The following is a 16829-nucleotide window of genomic DNA, read 5'->3' as shown; positions in this document are numbered from 1 at the left end:
CAGCAGCCGGCTGCGCTTATCCTGGTCGGCATCCACCCTCCCAAGCACGAGACCTTCGACCTTGCGGCCGGCACCAACACCGACCCCAAGGGCATCGTCCGGGCGGTCGAGCGGTACACCGTTCGGCCGTGGGGGCTGTACATGGCCCGGCCGGCACCCGGGCGTGCTCAGTTCCACTACCTGGAGTCGTGGATGCTGCCCACCCTCGATCTGCGGGTGACGGTGTTCCATTTCAACCCGGGGCACGAGCGTGATCAGGACTTCTATCTCGATGTCGGCGTCTACCGCCCGGGCCCGACCTGCTGGGAGGGGACAGACCACTATGTCGACCTCGTGGTGCGCACCGGACAGGACGTGCAGGTCAGCGACATCGACGAGTTGGCCACCGCACTCGCCGAAGGGCTGCTCGACCGGCAGGCCGGCGAACGTGCGATCCGCACGGCGGTCACCACCGTCGAGGCGCTGGCCCGACACGACTACGACCTCGACCGGTGGTTGTCCGGGCTCGGGATGCCGTTGACCTGGCGCGGTCTGTAACGGTCGCGGGTGCGCCTGCGATCTTGATTCCGATGGCCATGACTGTGTATGCGACCGAGCAAAGACGGACGGTAATCTCTCGTTTCATGGTTGCCGCCCCGCGCACGCGGACCGCTGTTACGACCGCCGCCGCCCTGGTGGCCGCCGTGCTGGCGGCCCCGGTCGCCTCGGCTCAACCGCAGGACCCCGCCACCGAGATCCAGCCGGCCCCGGCCGAGCCGGAGGTGCTTCACAACGTCCTCTACCGGGCCCGCGCCGACGGCACCTCTCGGGGCGCGGTGGTCGCGTACCGGATGGACGACGAGAACGTCAACAGCGCGCAGCCCACGCTGCTGCCCGGCCAGACCTTCGAGATCAACGCCGTGCTCGCCGATCCCGCAAAGGCGGGCATGGAGCTGTCGATCGAGTGGCCGTACGGATCGAACCTGCACTGCGAGATCCTCGTGGACGATCAGATCGTGGCGAAGGCCGATCAGTTCATCGCGCCGCGACTGTTCCGGCCGAAAGACGATCCGCTCTACGGGGTCCTGCAGTGCGGTGCACCGTTGAACCTTCCGATCGATGGCGGGTCGCCTGCGCCCGCCGAGCCGGCGGTTGCGGACGCTCCCTAGGTAGTGTCTGTTAATTGCGGACGCGGTGATAGATGATGATCGCAGCTAGGGTGACGCCCCCGAGGTAGCTCAGCGCGTATTTGTCGTATCGGGTGGCGATACCTCGCCAGTGCTTGAAGCGGTTGAAGGATCGCTCGACGGTGTTGCGGTGCTTATAGATTCGCCCGGAGAACGCCGGTGGCCGTCCGCCTTTGCTTCCCCGGCTCTTTCGGCGGGCGATCTGGTCGCTGCGCTCGGGAATGGTGTGGGCGATTTTGAGCTGGCGCAGTCGGGCTCGGGTCGAGTCATGGGAGTACGCCTTATCGGCGAGTAGCCGAAACTTTGGGCCCTGATGGGCAGTCAGCAGTGGCCACAGCATCGGGTTGTCGCCGGCTTGCCCCGGCGACAGTGCCATGGTGACCGCGCTGCAGCGTTGATCGGCCAGCGCGTGGATCTTCGTTGTCAGCCCGCCGCGTGAACGGCCGATGGCATGGTCATCGGGCTCATCGGGGTGTTTGTTGTAATTCGACAGATCCCCCTGTGTGGCGACCAGGGCGGGCACCAGCGGCATGCTGATGTACACGCACGCTGGTCGAATCCACCGCCAGCAGCAGTTCGACCAGCTCAGCGTCAGCGTCATCGACATCGATGTCACGGGAGATCGCTGCGAAGATCTGCGCGTAGGTGCCGTCGGTGGACCACCGCAGGTGACGTTCAGCCACCGACTGCCAGGCGCCGAACTGCGCGGGCAGATCGCGCCACGGAGATCCAGTCCGGTAACGCCAGATAATTCCTTCCAGCGTCACCCGATGATCGTTCCACGGCCGCCCGCGCCGTCGACCCGAAGGCAGTACCGGCTCAATCACCGACCACAAGTCATCAGAAATCACATCAGTCCGTAACACTTAAACAGCATCAGGCACAACATCGTTCACATTAAGCAGACACGCCCTAGCCCGACGGCCGCCAGCCGGTGGCCTGCGCCCACTCCCAGGCCCGGCGGTAATTGTCGAGGAACCACGGCTCCTTCGCGTCGGCGTAGGCCCCCGTGGTCGGATGCTCCCGCGCGGTGACGCCCTGCTTGAGTTCGAGGTACTCGGACTGAGCAGCGGGGTTGGCTTTCAGCCAATCGACGAACAGCAGCGCGAACTGCTGGTTGGGCCAGCCGTCCACCCGCACGTGCACGTTGGTCGGGCGTCCCGGGTCGGCCGAGCAGTACAACCGCTTGCCCCACCGGTCGGCGCTGTCGGAGTGGTCGAATTCGGCCACGGTGCTGCGCCCGTCGGGCTTGCCGACATCGGAGGTGACCGAGGTGGGCACATACCCGGCGCCCCGCATCGCCTCGGCGAGTTCGTCGGCGACCTCCAGAGACGGCACGGTCACCTGCACGTCGATCACGTCCCTGGCGTCCAGGCCTGGTACCGCGGTCGAGCCGATGTGGTCCACCCGCGAGGCGCGGTGACCGCAAGCGGTCCGCAACCGGGCCAGGATCCGTTGCGCCTGCGCCGGCCACTGCGGGTCGGCCGGGACCAGCTGCGGCGCCGATGACGCCGGGGTGCCCGCCTCGAGGTTGCGGGCGAACGGCTGGATGCGCTCATGCCACAACGCGCGGGCCTTCTCCACGAGTTCGCCGGCGCTGCCCGAGTTGTCCAGCCAGACGTCGGCCACGACGCGGCGCTGTTCTTCGGTGGCCTGTGCCGCGATGCGCGCCCGGGCGTCCTCCTCGGAGAAATTGCGGTACTCGATCAGGCGTTTGACCCGCACGTCCTCGTCGGCGTGCACGATCACCACCAGCGGGAACATCGGCGCCATCTGCGATTCGACCAGCAGGGGGATGTCCTCGACGATCACGGCATCGTGCGCGGCGGCCTCGATCAGCTCCGAACGGCGTTGCCCCACAAGGGGATGCACGATCCCATTCAGCGTGGCCCGCTTGTCCTGGTCGCTGAACGCGATCGCCGCCAGCGCCGGCCGGTTCAATGCGCCGTCGGGCAGCAGGATCTGCTCGCCGAACGCGTCGACCAATTTGGCCAGGCCGGGGGTCCCCGGTTCGACCACCTCGCGGGCGATCACGTCGCCGTCCACGACGATCCCGCCGAGCTCGCTGAACGTCGCCGACACCGTCGACTTGCCCGCCCCGATTCCTCCGGTCAACCCAATGCGCAGCACTGCATCAGTGTGTCAGGCCGTGCCGTCAGCCTTCGACCCCCGTCAGCTCGACCGGCCGGTGGCTCAGCGCGGTATCGGCGACCACCGAACCGTTCGCGAGGTCGATTGCGACCAGACGCCGTGCGTGCGGATCGCTGACGTAGGCCACGCCGTCCTGGACGTGCAGGTTCGGCATCGGAGACTGCCACTCGTCGGGCTCGGTCCACGCCCCGATCGCCGGGAAGTACCCGATGCGCTGCGCACTGACCGGATCGAACACATGCAGGGCACCATCGGTGCCCAGGATCACGGCCTCCCCTTCGGGGCCGCGGTCCAGGGAACGGAAGCTGTAGCTGGCCTCCAGCGGGATCACGCGCAACGAGCCCGTCGCGGTGTCGGTCAGCGTGAACCGTTGCGGCCGTTCGATGTCGGCTTCGGGCTCGGTCTTGTAGTCACCGAGAACGACCGGGGATTCCTCGCTGCCGGCCTGGTTTCCGATGCGGCCGTAGGGATCTGGGCTGGAGACCTTCTGAATGTCGTTGCCGCGCACGATGAGCAGGCCGTCCTCGCAGCCGAACGTCAGCACTCCGCCGGCCGCCGCCGCCTCGCCGTGCAGACCCGGGCACTCATCGGTCGCGGCGATCCGGGTTCCCGCCGCGTCGAGGGTCTCCAGGCCGGTGCGCCCGCGCTCGTCACCGACGCTGACGACCACGGTGCCGTCCTGTCGCGCCACCGCGACTCCGTGATGCGGACTTGTCGTCAGCACATTTTCGGCGTCCCCGTCGCCGTCGAGCAGCGCGTGCGGGTCAACCACGTCGACGGCCCCGGTGCCGTCGCTGAACAGGGTCAGCCGGTCGTCGTGCGCGACGACGTGGCCGGGCTCGTCACCGCCGAACCGCAGGTCGGTCAACGCGGGTTCGGCGGTGTAGTGGTGCCCGTGATCACCGTGCGCGTCCGTCCAGGTCCCCATGTCGAGCACCGCGAAGCCGTCGGCCTGGGAGACCAGGACGTGGCGTCCGTTGGCGGCGGCGTTGAGCCGGACGAACCCGTCCAGCGGGATGTCGGCGATCTGCTGCAGCGTGGCCGCGTCGAGAACCAGCACTCCCCCGTCATAGCTCAACGCCAGGCGCGGCGTCGGTGACGACTCCTCGGTCTGTGCGGCCGGAACGCGCGATTCGGACTGCTCGATGGGCGGCGCACTCTCCGGCGTGGCGCAGCCGGCACCGAGAAGGGCCGCGGACAGGACAGCGAACAGTCGGGTTGTCGTCATGGGCACGATCCAACACGTTAATGAAAATCATTGTCAAAAAGCGATACGTGCACCTGTCGGATCCGGAGACGACGAAGGCCCCGACTCCACGGAGCCGGGGCCTTCGATCGGAATTGTCAGGCGTTGCCTGCGAGCTTCTCCCGCAGGGCGGCGAGCTGAGCATCGCTGGCCAGCGAGCCACCCGTCGACTCCTCGGACCGCGACGATCCGTTGGCGACCGGCTTGGCGGCCTCGGCGGCCTCGGCAGCGGCGAACTTCTCCATCTGCGCGGTGTGCATCTTGTGGCGGCGCTCGGCCTCGGCGTACCGCGCCTCCCACTCGTCACGCTGCTTCTCGAAGCCTTCGAGCCACTCGTTGGTGTCGGCGTCGAAGCCCTCGGGGAAGATGTAGTTGCCCTGGTCGTCGTAGCTGTCGGCCATGCCGTACTTCCAGGCCTCGAACTCGTCGGAGTAGTCCTCGTTGGCCTGCTTGAGGCTCAGCGAGATCCGGCGACGCTCCAGGTCGATGTCGATGACCTTGACCATCGCGTCGTCGCCGACCTGGACCACCTGGTCGGGCACCTCGACGTGACGCTCGGACAGCTCCGAGATGTGCACCAGGCCTTCGATGCCCTCCTCGACGCGGACGAACGCACCGAACGGCACCAACTTGGTGACCTTGCCCGGAACGATCTGACCGATCGCGTGGGTGCGGGCGAAGTGACGCCACGGGTCTTCCTGGGTCGCCTTGAGCGACAACGAAACCCGCTCCCGATCCATGTCGACGTCGAGCACCTCGACGGTGACCTCGTCGCCCACCTGGACGACCTCGGACGGGTGGTCGATGTGCTTCCAGGACAGCTCGGAGACGTGCACCAGACCGTCGACACCGCCGAGATCGACGAACGCGCCGAAGTTGACGATCGAGGACACCACACCCTTGCGGATGGCGCCCTTGGTCAGCTGATTGAGGAACTCGCTGCGCACCTCGGACTGGGTCTGCTCCAGCCAGGCGCGGCGGGACAGCACCACGTTGTTGCGGTTCTTGTCGAGCTCGATGATCTTTGCCTCGATCTCCTTGCCGATGTACGGCTGCAGATCGCGGACGCGACGCATCTCCACCAGCGAGGCGGGCAGGAAGCCGCGCAGGCCGATGTCGAGGATCAGGCCGCCCTTGACGACCTCGATGACGGTGCCCTTGACGGCCTCGTCCTTTTCCTTGAGCTCTTCGATGGTGCCCCAGGCCCGCTCGTACTGAGCGCGCTTCTTGGACAGGATCAGGCGGCCTTCCTTGTCCTCCTTGGTGAGGACCAGAGCTTCGACCTCGTCGCCGACGGACACAACCTCATTGGGGTCGACGTCGTGCTTGATGGACAGCTCACGGGAAGGGATGACGCCTTCAGTCTTGTAACCGATGTCGAGCAGGACCTCGTCGCGGTCCACCTTGACGATGGTCCCTTCGACGATGTCGCCATCGTTGAAGTACTTGATGGTCTTGTCGATGGCGGCGAGGAAGTCTTCCGCGGAGCCGATGTCGTTGACGGCTACCTGCGGGGAAGTGACGGAGGGACTTGGCATGTGGTGGGTTGCTCCGGACAGGTTTAATCGTAGGGACAGATGAGTGTTTTGTTGGCGGCACCCGCGAATCGCACACACAGGTACACGTCGAGGCTACTCGACTGGGTCCATGCAGGACAAACCCGCCTCCCCTGACCCGCTACCCTGCTGTCGTGGCGTACGCCGGCGCTCCTGGGGGGCCTCACCGATTCCGTCATCTCGGAGCGCCGTTCGCGCGTCGAGTCCGCACGGTCGGCGCACCGTTGGGCCTGCTCATCGCGCTGGGCACCCTGGCGGGGCTGATCGTCATCCTGCTGACGCTGGCCAACCCGGTCGGGACCGCGATCGGGTTCGTGCTGTCCAGCCTGGCGATGGCCGTGGTGGTGCTGGCCTATCTGTGGCTGGACCGCTTCGAGCCTGAGCCACCGCGACTACTTCTGCTGGCGTTCATCTGGGGCACGTCGGTGGCGGTCGTCGTCTCGGCGCTCCTGCAGGTCTTTCTGGACGCGTGGCTCAATCCCGCGGTGGATCCCGACGCGACCGGCGTCAGCCCATTCACGCTGGTCATCGGCGCACCGGTGACCGAGGAGGCCGCCAAGGGACTGTTCCTGCTGCTGATGATGACCGGCGCCAGGCGCAACGAGATGAATTCGCTGACCGACTGCCTGGTGTACGCCGGGCTGGTCGGGGCCGGCTTCGCCTGGCTGGAAGACATTCTCTACATCGCCAACGGTGAGTCGCTGGCGGACTCTCTGGTGACCGCGGCGCTGCGGCTGGTCATGGCGCCGTTCGCGCATTCGCTGTTCACCACGCTGTTCGCGCTCGGCGTCTGGTTCGCGCTGCAGCGACGCAGCGGCGCCGGAAAGGCCGGCTGCATCCTGCTGGGTTACGCGGGGGCGGTCGCGCTGCATGCGATGTGGAATGGCTCGTCGCTGCTGGGCACCGGCGCGTACTTCGGGACGTACGTGTTCTGGATGATGCCGGTATTCGCACTTGCGATCGCCCTGGCGGTCAACAGCCGGCGTCGAGAGCAGCGCATCGTCACCGAGAAGCTCCCCGGGATGGTTTCCGCGGGCGTCGTCACGCCGAACGAGGCCACATGGTTGGGGTCGATGCGGACCCGCAAGCAGGCCGTCGCCGAGGCCACCCGCTTCGGCGGAAAGGAGGCCGGTAAGTCGGTCAAGCGGTTCGCCCACGAAGTCGCCGGACTGGCTTTCGTCCGCGATCGCATCGATCGCGGCTTCGGCGACGACCGGGTGACGACCCTGCTGTACGAGGACACCCATGCCGTGCATGCCGCCAGGTCGGCGTCCCCGGCGCTACAGCGGATGGCGGGTTTCCGAACCCACGCGCCGCAATGGCCTAGGTCTTCCTAGGTCTTGAAGTAGACGACCTGGTGGGTGGTGACCAGCAGGTCGCCCGACCTGCTCCAGATCTCGCCCGACTGGTCGAAGTAGCCGCGCGCGAACCGGTTCGCACGGGACCGGCACAGCACGAATTCGCCGTCGACCGCGGACAGTTCATCCGCGTCGACATGGAAATAGGTGGTCAACGAGATGGTTCCGGCCGGACACAGCGCGCCGCGACGCAGGAACACCCGCGGGTAGAAGATGTCGCTGAGCGCGGCCAGGGACGGGAAGTCCACAGCGCGCCCCTGCCGGTCCCTCGCCCACAACGTGGTGGTCGACGAGTCCACCGGCCCGCCGTCCGGCCTGGGGACGGCGCCCTCGACGTAGCGCATGTCGTAATTGCCGGCCCACACCACCATCTCGGGCAGACCGGTCGGCACGATGTCCTCCGGGGCGGGCGCCGAAGGTGGCTGTCGCTCGGTGTCCGACCAGGTGTCTCGGCGGAACCCGAACACCGCGGTGGCGTTGGTCCTGATCGAACCTTCCTGCGACAACTCGATCAGCCAGTGCTGATTGGTGCGGTTGGTGCGCACCGGCTTGGTGGCGATGTCGAATTCACCGTCGAGCACAGGCGCCACAAAGTTCACCGTCAACGCGACGGGGTCACCGGCGCGGTCGGGCTGCAATTGGACGGCACGCAGCAGCGCGGCGGCGGTCACCCCGCCGAACGGGCCGACCATGTTAGCCCAATCCGGGCTGGTGTGTCCGCGCAGCACTCCCCTGGACTCGGTGGGTTCGAGTTCGATCGCCGCGTCGAACGAGTGTTTCGGCATGCACGATCCTTCCTCCAATTATGTATGCGACCCTACATAATGCCGTAGCCTAAGCGGAAGCCGCGTCGACCGCACGGGTCCGGCTAATGCGCCGCGGAATCCCAGCTGCGGCCGTAGCCGACGGACACCTCCAACGGCACGTCGAGCTGATAGGCGCTGCCCATCTGCTCGCGCACCAGCGCGTCGAGCTGGTCGCGCTCGCCGTCGGCAACCTCGAACAGAAGCTCGTCGTGCACCTGCAGCAGCATGCGTGACGACAGACCTGCGTCTTTGATCGCCCGGTCCACGTTGATCATCGCGACCTTGATGATGTCGGCGGCGCTGCCCTGGATGGGCGCGTTGAGCGCAGCGCGTTCGGCGGCCTCACGCACCTGCCGGTTGCTGCTGTCGAGCTCGGGCAGATAGCGCCGACGGCCGAACACGGTCGAGGTGTAGCCATCCTTGCGGGCCTGGTCCACCACGTCGCGCAGGTAGTCCCGCACCCCGCCGAACCGGGCGAAGTACTGCTCCATCTGTTCCTTGGCCTCTTCGGTGGAGATCTTGAGCTGCTGTGAGAGCCCGTAGGCGCTCAGCCCGTAGGCCAGTCCGTAGGACATTGCCTTGACCCGGCGCCGCAACTCGGCGGTGACCTCGTCGATCGGCACCGAGAACGCCCGGGAGGCGACGAACGAGTGCAGATCCTCGCCGGTGTTGAACGCCTTGATGAGACCTTCGTCCCGGGAGAGGTGAGCCATGATCCGCATTTCGATCTGGCTGTAGTCGGCAGTCATCAACTCGCCGTAGCCCTTGCCGACCACAAACGCGTCCCGGATCCGGCGCCCCGCCTCGGTGCGGATCGGGATGTTCTGCAGGTTCGGTTCCGTCGAGGACAACCGCCCGGTGGCTGCGATCGTCTGGTTGAACGTGGTGTGAATCCGGCCGTCGGAGGCGACCGCGTTGAGCAGCCCGTCGACGGTGACCTTCAGTCGGGTCGCGTCGCGGTGAGCCAGCAGATGCTGCAGGAAAGGATGCCCGGTCTTGTCGAACAGCGACTGCAGCGCGTCCGCGTCCGTGGTGTAACCGGTCTTGGTCCGCTTCGTCTTCGGCATCTCCAGCTCGTCGAACAGCACGACCTGCAGCTGCTTCGGTGAGCCCAGGTTGATCTGCTTGCCGATCACGGCATAGGCCGCCTCGGCAGCGTCGCGGATCTGGGCCGCGAACTCACTTTGCAGCCCCGACAGCATCTCCAGATCGACGGCGATGCCCGCGGTCTCGAGCTCTGCCAGCACCCGCTGCACCGGCAGCTCCATGTTGCCCAGCAGCGCTGTGGAGTCGATGCGCGCGAGTTCCTCGTCGAGCGCATCGGCGAGGTCGGTCACCGCGCTGGCACGCAGCAGCAAGGTCTGCACAGCCTGGTCGTCGACACCGTCACCGTCGTCGAGAAGCGAAAGCTGTTGTTGCTCAGGGTTGTCCGCACGCAGTTCACGTTTGAGGTAGCGCAGCGACAGATCGTCGAGGGCGAAACTGCGCTGCCCGGGACGAACCAGGTACGCGGCCAGCGCGGTGTCGGAGGTGACCCCGGCCAACGTCCAGCCCCGCCCCTGCAGGTCGTGCATCGCAAGCTTGGCCTCGTGCAGCGCCTTCGGCACTTCTGGATCAGCCAACCAGGACGCCAGCGCCTTCTCGTCCTCGGGATCGAGACGGGCGGTGTCGATGTAGCGCCCGTCGCCGCCTGAGGCGACGATCGCCAGCGCGGTCGCGTCGCTGTCGAAGGCGAGGTGGTTGCCGACCACGGCCAGTCCGAAGCGCCGGCCGTCGCTGTGGTCGGTCAGCCAGCCGGCCAGCGTGCCGGGTTCCAGCGCCTCACCGCGGACCTCGAACCCCTCGTCGACCTCGGGATCGGCCGAGGCCAGCGTATCGAAGAGCCGGTCGCGTAGGACACGGAACTCGAGGTCGTCGAACAGGCGGTGAATCTGGTCGCGGTTCCAAGGCTGCATGCGCAGCGTGTCGGGGGTCTGCGCCAGCGGCACGTCCTTGACCAGCTCGGTGAGCTCGCGGTTGAGCACGACGCTGGACAGGTGCGCGCGCAGCGCGTCGCCGACCTTGCCCTTGACCTTGTCGACGTTGTCGACCAGCGACTGCAACGAGCCGTACTCGGCGATCCATTTCGTCGCCGTCTTCTCGCCGACCCCGGGAATGCCGGGAAGGTTGTCGCTCGGGTCGCCGCGCAGCGCCGCGAAGTCCGGGTACTGCGCGGGGCTCAGCCCGTACTTCTCCTGGACGGCCTCGGGGGAGAACCGCGTCAACTCGCTGACGCCCTTGCGCGGGTACAACACCGTGACGTCGTCGCTGACCAGTTGCAGCGCGTCGCGGTCGCCGGTGACCACCAGGACGCGGTGCCCTTCGCTCTGGGCCTGCGTCGCCAGCGTCGCGATGATGTCGTCGGCCTCGAAACCGGGCTCGGCCAGCACCGTGATTCCCAGCGCGCCGAGCACCTCTTTGGTGATGTCGATCTGGCCGCGGAATTCGTCGGGCGTGGCCGAGCGGCCCTCTTTGTAGTCCGGGTATTTGTCCTTGCGGAACGTCTGCCGGGACACGTCGAACGCGGCTGCGATGTGGCTGGGCTGCTCGTCGCGCAGCAGGTTGATCAGCATGGCGGTAAACCCGTACACCGCGTTGGTGGTCAACCCGCCCTGGGTCTTGAAGTTCTCGGCGGGCAGCGCGTAGAACGCCCGGAAGGCCAGCGAGTTGCCGTCCAGCAGCATCAGGGTGGGCTTGGCGCCGGCCTCCGGTTTACCGGCTCTGGTCTCCGATGCAGTCTTGGCAGGGCTCACGGACATCACTCTAGGCATCTGGGCCGACAGCAGCTGCGCCCGTCGCCGCAATCATCGCGCCGGCCCGCTCGTTGAGCGGACGCGCCGCCGGGAACTGACCGGACGACACCAAACTGGAACACGTTTCAGTTTCCCGGCCGGACTCGGTACGCTGACCCGCGTGTCAGCTTCTACGCAACCTGCGATCGACGGGTGGTTCGCCACGGATGGGTCGGGGGATCCGTATCTGATCGGTGGTAAGTGTCATCTGTGCGGGACGTTTGTGTTCCCGCCGCGGGCCGATAATTGCCCGAATCCCGGGTGTGAGGGTGATGAGCTGGCCCAGGTGCCGTTGTCGCGGCGGGGCCGGTTGTGGAGCTACACCGAGAACCGGTATGCCCCGCCGCCGCCGTATCCGTCCCCGGATCCGTTCGAGCCCTTCGCCGTCGCGGCGGTCGAACTGGCCGCCGAAGGGCTGATCGTGTTGGGCAAGGTCATCGAGGGCACCCTGGCCGCCGACCTGACAGTGGGCATGGAGATGGAACTGACCACGATGCCTTTGTATGTCGACGACGACGGGGTGCAACGCATCGTGCACGCCTGGAAAATCGCCGAGACAACCACGGAAGGTCAGGCCCGATGAGCCCGGAACCGGTCTACATCCTGGGTGCGGGAATGCACCCCTGGGGCAAATGGGGACGCGACTTCACCGAATACGGGGTCGTGGCCGCGCGCGCCGCCCTGGCCGAAGCCGGCTTGGACTGGCGCCAGATCCAACTCGTCGCCGGCGCCGACACCATCCGCAACGGCTACCCCGGCTTCGTCGCCGGGGCCACCTTCGCCCAGAAACTGGGCTGGAACGGCATCCCGATCACCTCCAGCTACGCCGCCTGCGCCTCGGGCTCGCAAGCCCTGCAGTCCGCGCGCGCCCACATTCTGGCCGGACTGTGCGAGGTCGCCCTGGTCATCGGCGCCGACACCACCCCCAAAGGTTTCTTCGCCCCCGTCGGCGGGGAACGCAAAAACGACCCCGACTGGCAACGCTTCCACCTGATCGGGGCCACCAACACCGTCTACTTCGCCCTGCTGGCACGGCGCCGCATGGACCTCTACGGCGCCACCGTGCAAGACTTCGCCGCGGTCAAAGTCAAAAACGCCCGCCACGGCCTGGCCAACCCCAACGCCCGCTACCGCAAAGAAGCCACCGTCGACGATGTGCTGGCCTCCCCGGTGGTGTCCGACCCGCTGCGCCTGCTCGACATCTGCGCCACCAGCGACGGCGCCGCCGCCCTCATCGTGGCCTCCAAAGCCTTCGCCGAAAAACACCTGGGTTCGGTCGAGGGAGTCCCCTCGGTGCGCGCGATCAGCCTGCAATCCCCCCAATACCCCCAGCACCTGCCCGAGCTGCCCGACATCGCCACCGATTCCACCGCCGTGGTCCCCGGACCCGAGCGGGTGTTCAAAGACCAGATCCTCGACGCCGCCTACGCCGAAGCCGGCATCGGCCCCGAAGACCTGAGTCTGGCCGAGGTTTACGACCTGTCCACCGCGCTGGAACTGGACTGGTACGAACACCTCGGCCTGTGCGCCAAAGGTGAGGCCGAACACCTCCTACGCACCGGCGCCACCACCATCGGCGGACACATCCCGGTCAACCCCTCCGGCGGGCTGGCCTCCTTCGGCGAAGCCATCCCCGCCCAAGCCATCGCCCAAATCTGCGAACTGACCTGGCAACTCAAAGGCCAAGCCACCGGCCGCCAAGTCGAAGGCGCCACCGTCGGCATCACCGCCAACCAAGGCCTCTTCGGCCACGGCTCCTCAGTCATCCTCGCCACCTAAAACACCCCCACCCCAACCCGCGCGAGCGTGCGCAGAATCGCCGAATTACCCGGCATGTCGCCCGCAGACACGCACGCTCGCGAGTAGGAAAGGGCACCAAAAAAAGGGGGAGAGAGAGATCAGGCCACGCCGAGGTAGGCCGCGCGAATACTCTTGTCGGCCAACAATGTCCGAGCATCGCCGGTGCGGGTGACCTCCCCGGTCTCCAGGATGTAGGCCCGGTCCGAGCGGCTCAACGCCTGCTGGGCGTTCTGTTCGACCAGCAGCACCGTGGTGCCGTTCCCGTTGATCTCGGCGATGATCTTGAAGATCTGCGAGATCACCATCGGCGCCAACCCCATCGACGGCTCGTCGAGCAGCAGCACTTTCGGCCGCGCCATCAACGCCCGGCCGATTGCCAGCATCTGCTGCTCCCCGCCCGAAAGCGTTCCCCCGACCTGGCTTCGACGCTCCGCGAGCCTCGGAAACGTCTCCAACACCCAGTCGAGGCGCTCGTCGTGTTCGCCCTTCGAGGCGAATTTACGTCCGTAGCAGCCCATTTCCAGGTTCTCGATGATCGTCATACCCGGGAAGACACCACGGCCCTCCGGCGCCTGGATCAAACCGTCGGCCACCCGCTTGTGCGCCTTGACCCGGCTGATGTCTCTGCCGTCGAACCACACCGACCCCGACGTCAGCGGCAGCAGGCCCGAGATCGCGCGCATCATCGTGGTCTTGCCCGCGCCGTTGGACCCGAGCAGCGTGACCAGTTCACCCTCGTGCACGGTCAGCGACACCGAGTGCAGAGCTTTGATCCGGCCGTAGTGCACGACGACATCGCGCACTTCCAGCAACACCGGACGGGAATCAGGTTGTGCGGCGGTGTTTTCAGGCGAGCTCATCGTCGGGCACTCCCAGATAGGCGGCGATGACCTTCGGGTCCTCGCGGATCTCGGCCGGCAGTCCGTCGGCGATCTTACGGCCGAACTCCAGCACCACAATGCGGTCGGTCACCCCCATCACCAGCCGCATGTCGTGCTCGATCAGCAACACGGTGTAACCCTCGTCGCGGATTTTGCGGATCAGGTCGATCAACGCCGACTTCTCACTCGGGTTGAAGCCGGCCGCCGGCTCGTCGAGGCAGAGCAGCTTGGGTTCGGTGGCCAGCGCCCGCGCGATCTCCAACCGGCGCTGGTCGCCGTAGGGCAGGTTCTTGGCCTTCTCCTCGCCGCGGTGCGCAATCCCCACAAAATGGAGCAATGCAGCCGATCTTTCGATCGCCGACCGCTCTTCGCGGCGGTGCCGCGGCGAGCGGATCAACGCCCCGGGGACCGAGGTGCGGTGCCGGGCGTCGGTACCGACCATGACGTTCTCCAGCGCGGTCATCTCACCGAACAGCCGGATGTTCTGGAACGTGCGGGCGATCCCCAGCCGGGTGATCTGGTGGCGTTTGATCCGCCCGATCGTCGAGCCGTCGAACGCCACCGATCCCGAGGTCGGTCGGTAGACACCGGTGATCGCGTTGAAGCAGGTGGTCTTACCGGCGCCGTTTGGTCCGATCAATCCCAGAATCTCCCCGCGGCGGATGTTGAACGTGACGGCATCCAGCGCGGTGAGCCCACCGAACTTCACGGTCAGATCCGTGGTCTGCAGCAGGACCTCGCCTTCGTCAGCCCGGATCTCGCGGTGCACGCCGGCGATCTCGGCGATGCTCTCCTCGAACACCTCTTCGTCGGGCGACGTCATTTGACCGGCTCCGTGTCGGTCGGCTGGGTGCGCAGCAGTTTGCGCGCGGCGCTGGAGTAGGTGAGCAGATGCTGGCGTGCCGGGAACAGACCCTGCGGCCGGAAGATCATCAGCACCACCAACGCCAACCCGAAGAACAGGTATTTCAGGTTGCCCATGTCGATGCCCAGGAAGTGAACGCCGAGAAGGCGGTTGGGCAGGTACACGATGATGAACGCACCCAGGATCACACCCAGCTTGTTGCCCTGCCCGCCGAGCACCACCGCGCACAGGAACAGCATCGAGTTGATGATGTTGAACGTCGGCGGAGCCACGTACTGAACCTGCCCGGCGTACAGCGCGCCCGAGAGCCCGCCGATCGCCGCGCCGATGGTGAAGGCCCACAGCTTGAACTTGAAGGCGTTGACCCCCATCACCTCGGCGGCGTCCTCGTCCTCCCGCACAGCGATCCAGGCGCGCCCGACGCGGCTGCGCTCGAGGTTGCCGACGAGCAGCAGGATGCCGACGATCAGGATGAGCCCCAACCAGAACCACCACGTGCCGTAGTTCGCGTCGCCGCTCGAATTCGCCACGGAGAACACCCCTTCGGGGTGCTGCGCGTCCTCCCGGAAGTGCGGGAACGCGACCTCGTTGAGTCCCCGGGGCCCGTTGGTGATGTCGGCGAGGTTGTCGGCCAGCAGCCGGATGATCTCGCCGAAGCCGAGGGTCACGATCGCCAGGTAGTCGCCGCGCAGCCGCAGTGTCGGGGTACCGAGGATCAGTCCGGACAGCGCGGTGACCGCCATCGCCAGCGGCACACAGGCCAGCCACGCCCACGGCGTGGTGAGAATGCCCTTCGGACTCATCTGGTTCCACGGGCTCTCGGGGCTGGTGAGCAGCGCCACCGTGTAGGCGCCCACGGCATAGAACCCGACGTAGCCGAGATCGAGCAGACCGGCCTGACCGACGACGACGTTGAGGCCGATCGCGATGATCGCCACCATGGCGAACTGGGCCATGGTGCCGCCGAAGCTGATACCCGGAGTGTCCAGGAACGCCGGCGTGAAGAGCGGGGACAGCGCGATCCCGGTGAACAGGATGATCCCGAACACCCACTTCTGCGGACGGGTCAGTCCGTCCCACCAGTCCATCACTCGCGTCATACGCGTGCCTTCCCGAGGCTCTCACCGAGAATGCCGGTCGGACGAACCAGCAGTACGAGCACCAGCAGCACGAACGCGACGACGTCACGCCACTGGGTGCCGAACACGGCCTGCCCGTAGTTCTCCATCACGCCGAGCAGCAGACCGCCGAGCAGCGCCCCGCGCAGGTTGCCGATCCCGCCGAGCACGGCGGCCGAGAACGCCTTGATACCCAACAGGAATCCGCCCGAGTAGATGATGCCCTGCGGGACCTTGAGGGTGTACAGCAGCGCGGCGGCGCCGGCGAGCAACCCACCGATGAGGAACGTCGTCATGATGATGCGTTCCCGCGAGACCCCCATCAACGTGGCCGTGGTCGGGTCCTGCGCGACGGCACGGATGCCGCGGCCGAACTTCGTGCGGTTGATCGCGGTGTCAGTGAGCACCGCGAGCACGAGCGCTGAGACCACGATCACGACCGTGACGTTCGAGACGGCCACCCCGAAGAGCTCGAACTGGGTCTTGGGCTGCACCAGCACGATGGGCTGCTGGGCGTTCGGACCGCCGTAGCCCGGTATCAGCTTGGGCAGGATGAACAGCACGAACTGCTGCAGCACGAACGACATCCCAATCGCGGTGATCAGGAACGTCAACGCCCGCGCATTGCGCTTGCGCAGCGGGCGGTAGGCGATGAATTCCAATCCCACGGCCGCGCTGCCGGACACCAGCATCGCGAACAGCATCGCGAAGCCCAGATAGACGATCGTCAGGGCTACGCCCATGCTGTAGGCGTTGCCGCTCGGCGTGAAACCCAGGATGACGTCCAGCGCGAAGTACGCGCCGAACATGCCCAGCATGAAGATCTCCGAGTGCGCAAAGTTGATCAGTCGCAGCACACCGAACACGAGGGTGTAGCCGACAGCGACCAAGGCGTAGATCGCTCCCCATGACAGGCCGTCGATCGTCAACTGCCAGAAGCTGTCCACCAGCGCTCCGACGTTGAAGTTGATGTTTGCGGCCAGGTTCATCCGGCGGTGGGCTCCTCAGCGATGCGGAAGTTCTTGTGCGACAACGACGAAGCGCGCCCGAG

At 66.5% G+C, this 16829-nt stretch carries 14 protein-coding genes and 1 pseudogene; 5 read left to right on the top strand and 10 right to left on the bottom strand.

Annotated features, from left to right (window positions below; all coding sequences use genetic code 11):
- Nucleotides 1-30 precede the first annotated feature (30 nt).
- Entirely contained in the window at nt 31-537 is a 507-nt protein-coding gene (locus KXD97_RS21865; RefSeq protein WP_260758103.1) for a DUF402 domain-containing protein, read from the top strand.
- A gap of 86 nt (nt 538-623) precedes the next feature.
- Entirely contained in the window at nt 624-1148 is a 525-nt protein-coding gene (locus tag KXD97_RS21860) for a hypothetical protein (RefSeq protein WP_260752347.1), read from the top strand.
- 10 nt (nt 1149-1158) lie between these two features.
- Here KXD97_RS21860 and KXD97_RS21855 read toward each other — a convergent pair.
- The 4 genes and pseudogenes from KXD97_RS21855 to rpsA all read right to left on the bottom strand — a co-directional run bounded on the left by KXD97_RS21855 (nt 1159) and on the right by rpsA (nt 6101).
- A pseudogene (locus KXD97_RS21855) lies at nt 1159-2032 on the bottom strand (IS5 family transposase).
- Between the two features lie 46 nt (nt 2033-2078).
- Nucleotides 2079-3296: a dephospho-CoA kinase gene (gene coaE / locus KXD97_RS21850; protein WP_260752346.1), complete on the bottom strand. Its 1218-nt coding sequence runs from the start codon at nt 3294-3296 to the stop codon at nt 2079-2081.
- A 25-nt stretch (nt 3297-3321) separates the two neighbouring features.
- Nucleotides 3322-4545, bottom strand: a complete 1224-nt coding sequence (gene aztD / locus KXD97_RS21845) for a zinc metallochaperone AztD (protein WP_260752339.1) — start codon at nt 4543-4545, stop codon at nt 3322-3324.
- Nucleotides 4546-4661: 116 nt separating this feature from the next.
- On the bottom strand, nt 4662-6101 hold the full coding sequence (gene rpsA / locus KXD97_RS21840; RefSeq protein WP_260752338.1) for a 30S ribosomal protein S1: 1440 nt from the start codon (nt 6099-6101) through the stop codon (nt 4662-4664).
- A gap of 152 nt (nt 6102-6253) precedes the next feature.
- Here rpsA and KXD97_RS21835 point away from each other — a divergent pair, with 152 nt between their 5' ends.
- A complete protein-coding gene (locus KXD97_RS21835) occupies nt 6254-7456 on the top strand; it encodes a PrsW family intramembrane metalloprotease (RefSeq protein ID WP_260752337.1) in 1203 nt (400 codons plus the stop codon).
- Here the strand turns inward: KXD97_RS21835 and KXD97_RS21830 are convergent.
- Both KXD97_RS21830 and polA read right to left on the bottom strand, forming a co-directional pair.
- The gene (locus tag KXD97_RS21830) at nt 7453-8262 is read right to left on the bottom strand and encodes an acyl-CoA thioesterase II (RefSeq protein ID WP_260752336.1); all 810 of its coding nucleotides are present in this window, start codon (nt 8260-8262) and stop codon (nt 7453-7455) included. The two genes, KXD97_RS21835 and KXD97_RS21830, sit on opposite strands and share 4 nt — an antisense overlap.
- Before the next feature lie 83 nt (nt 8263-8345).
- Nucleotides 8346-11081 carry a DNA polymerase I gene (gene polA, locus KXD97_RS21825; protein WP_260752333.1) on the bottom strand — a complete coding sequence of 912 codons (2736 nt, stop codon included), beginning with the start codon at nt 11079-11081 and terminating at the stop codon, nt 8346-8348.
- A 154-nt stretch (nt 11082-11235) separates the two neighbouring features.
- Between polA and KXD97_RS21820 the strand changes: the two genes are divergently transcribed.
- Together KXD97_RS21820 and KXD97_RS21815 are read left to right on the top strand one after the other, a co-directional pair.
- Nucleotides 11236-11697, top strand: coding sequence for a Zn-ribbon domain-containing OB-fold protein (locus tag KXD97_RS21820; RefSeq protein ID WP_260752330.1), 462 nt, complete (start codon nt 11236-11238; stop codon nt 11695-11697).
- The gene (locus tag KXD97_RS21815) at nt 11694-12893 is read left to right on the top strand and encodes a lipid-transfer protein (RefSeq protein WP_260752328.1); all 1200 of its coding nucleotides are present in this window, start codon (nt 11694-11696) and stop codon (nt 12891-12893) included. The genes KXD97_RS21820 and KXD97_RS21815 overlap by 4 nt, the downstream gene beginning before the upstream one ends.
- A gap of 119 nt (nt 12894-13012) precedes the next feature.
- Here KXD97_RS21815 and KXD97_RS21810 read toward each other — a convergent pair whose 3' ends face one another.
- The 4 genes from KXD97_RS21810 to KXD97_RS21795 are packed head-to-tail and all read right to left on the bottom strand — an operon-like array spanning nt 13013 to nt 16767.
- Entirely contained in the window at nt 13013-13774 is a 762-nt protein-coding gene (locus KXD97_RS21810) for an ABC transporter ATP-binding protein (RefSeq protein ID WP_260752326.1), read from the bottom strand.
- Nucleotides 13761-14618 carry an ABC transporter ATP-binding protein gene (locus KXD97_RS21805; protein WP_260752323.1) on the bottom strand — a complete coding sequence of 286 codons (858 nt, stop codon included), beginning with the start codon at nt 14616-14618 and terminating at the stop codon, nt 13761-13763. The genes KXD97_RS21810 and KXD97_RS21805 overlap by 14 nt, the downstream gene beginning before the upstream one ends.
- Nucleotides 14615-15760, bottom strand: a complete 1146-nt coding sequence (locus KXD97_RS21800) for a branched-chain amino acid ABC transporter permease (RefSeq protein ID WP_260752319.1) — start codon at nt 15758-15760, stop codon at nt 14615-14617. Before KXD97_RS21800 ends, KXD97_RS21805 begins: the two co-directional genes overlap by 4 nt.
- A complete protein-coding gene (locus KXD97_RS21795) occupies nt 15757-16767 on the bottom strand; it encodes a branched-chain amino acid ABC transporter permease (protein ID WP_260752318.1) in 1011 nt (336 codons plus the stop codon). The genes KXD97_RS21800 and KXD97_RS21795 overlap by 4 nt, the downstream gene beginning before the upstream one ends.
- Nucleotides 16768-16829: the final 62 nt, after the last annotated feature.

Source organism: Mycobacterium sp. SMC-8, assembly GCF_025263565.1.
Taxonomy (GTDB): Bacteria; Actinomycetota; Actinomycetes; order Mycobacteriales; family Mycobacteriaceae; genus Mycobacterium.
Note: the sequence above shows the minus strand (reverse complement) of the source record. Positions and strands in the feature narration are given on the sequence as shown.

Excerpts from the sequence above, each read along its gene's own strand:
- KXD97_RS21860 (WP_260752347.1), top strand. The coding sequence starts at position 624 with ATGGTTGCCGCCCCGCGCACGCGGACCGCTGTTACGACCGCCGCCGCC.
- aztD (WP_260752339.1), bottom strand. The coding sequence starts at position 4,545 with ATGACGACAACCCGACTGTTCGCTGTCCTGTCCGCGGCCCTTCTCGGT.
- rpsA (WP_260752338.1), bottom strand. The coding sequence starts at position 6,101 with ATGCCAAGTCCCTCCGTCACTTCCCCGCAGGTAGCCGTCAACGACATC.
- KXD97_RS21830 (WP_260752336.1), bottom strand. The coding sequence starts at position 8,262 with ATGCCGAAACACTCGTTCGACGCGGCGATCGAACTCGAACCCACCGAG.
- polA (WP_260752333.1), bottom strand. The coding sequence starts at position 11,081 with ATGTCCGTGAGCCCTGCCAAGACTGCATCGGAGACCAGAGCCGGTAAA.
- KXD97_RS21815 (WP_260752328.1), top strand. The coding sequence starts at position 11,694 with ATGAGCCCGGAACCGGTCTACATCCTGGGTGCGGGAATGCACCCCTGG.
- KXD97_RS21810 (WP_260752326.1), bottom strand. The coding sequence starts at position 13,774 with ATGAGCTCGCCTGAAAACACCGCCGCACAACCTGATTCCCGTCCGGTG.
- KXD97_RS21805 (WP_260752323.1), bottom strand. The coding sequence starts at position 14,618 with ATGACGTCGCCCGACGAAGAGGTGTTCGAGGAGAGCATCGCCGAGATC.
- KXD97_RS21800 (WP_260752319.1), bottom strand. The coding sequence starts at position 15,760 with ATGACGCGAGTGATGGACTGGTGGGACGGACTGACCCGTCCGCAGAAG.
- KXD97_RS21795 (WP_260752318.1), bottom strand. The coding sequence starts at position 16,767 with ATGAACCTGGCCGCAAACATCAACTTCAACGTCGGAGCGCTGGTGGAC.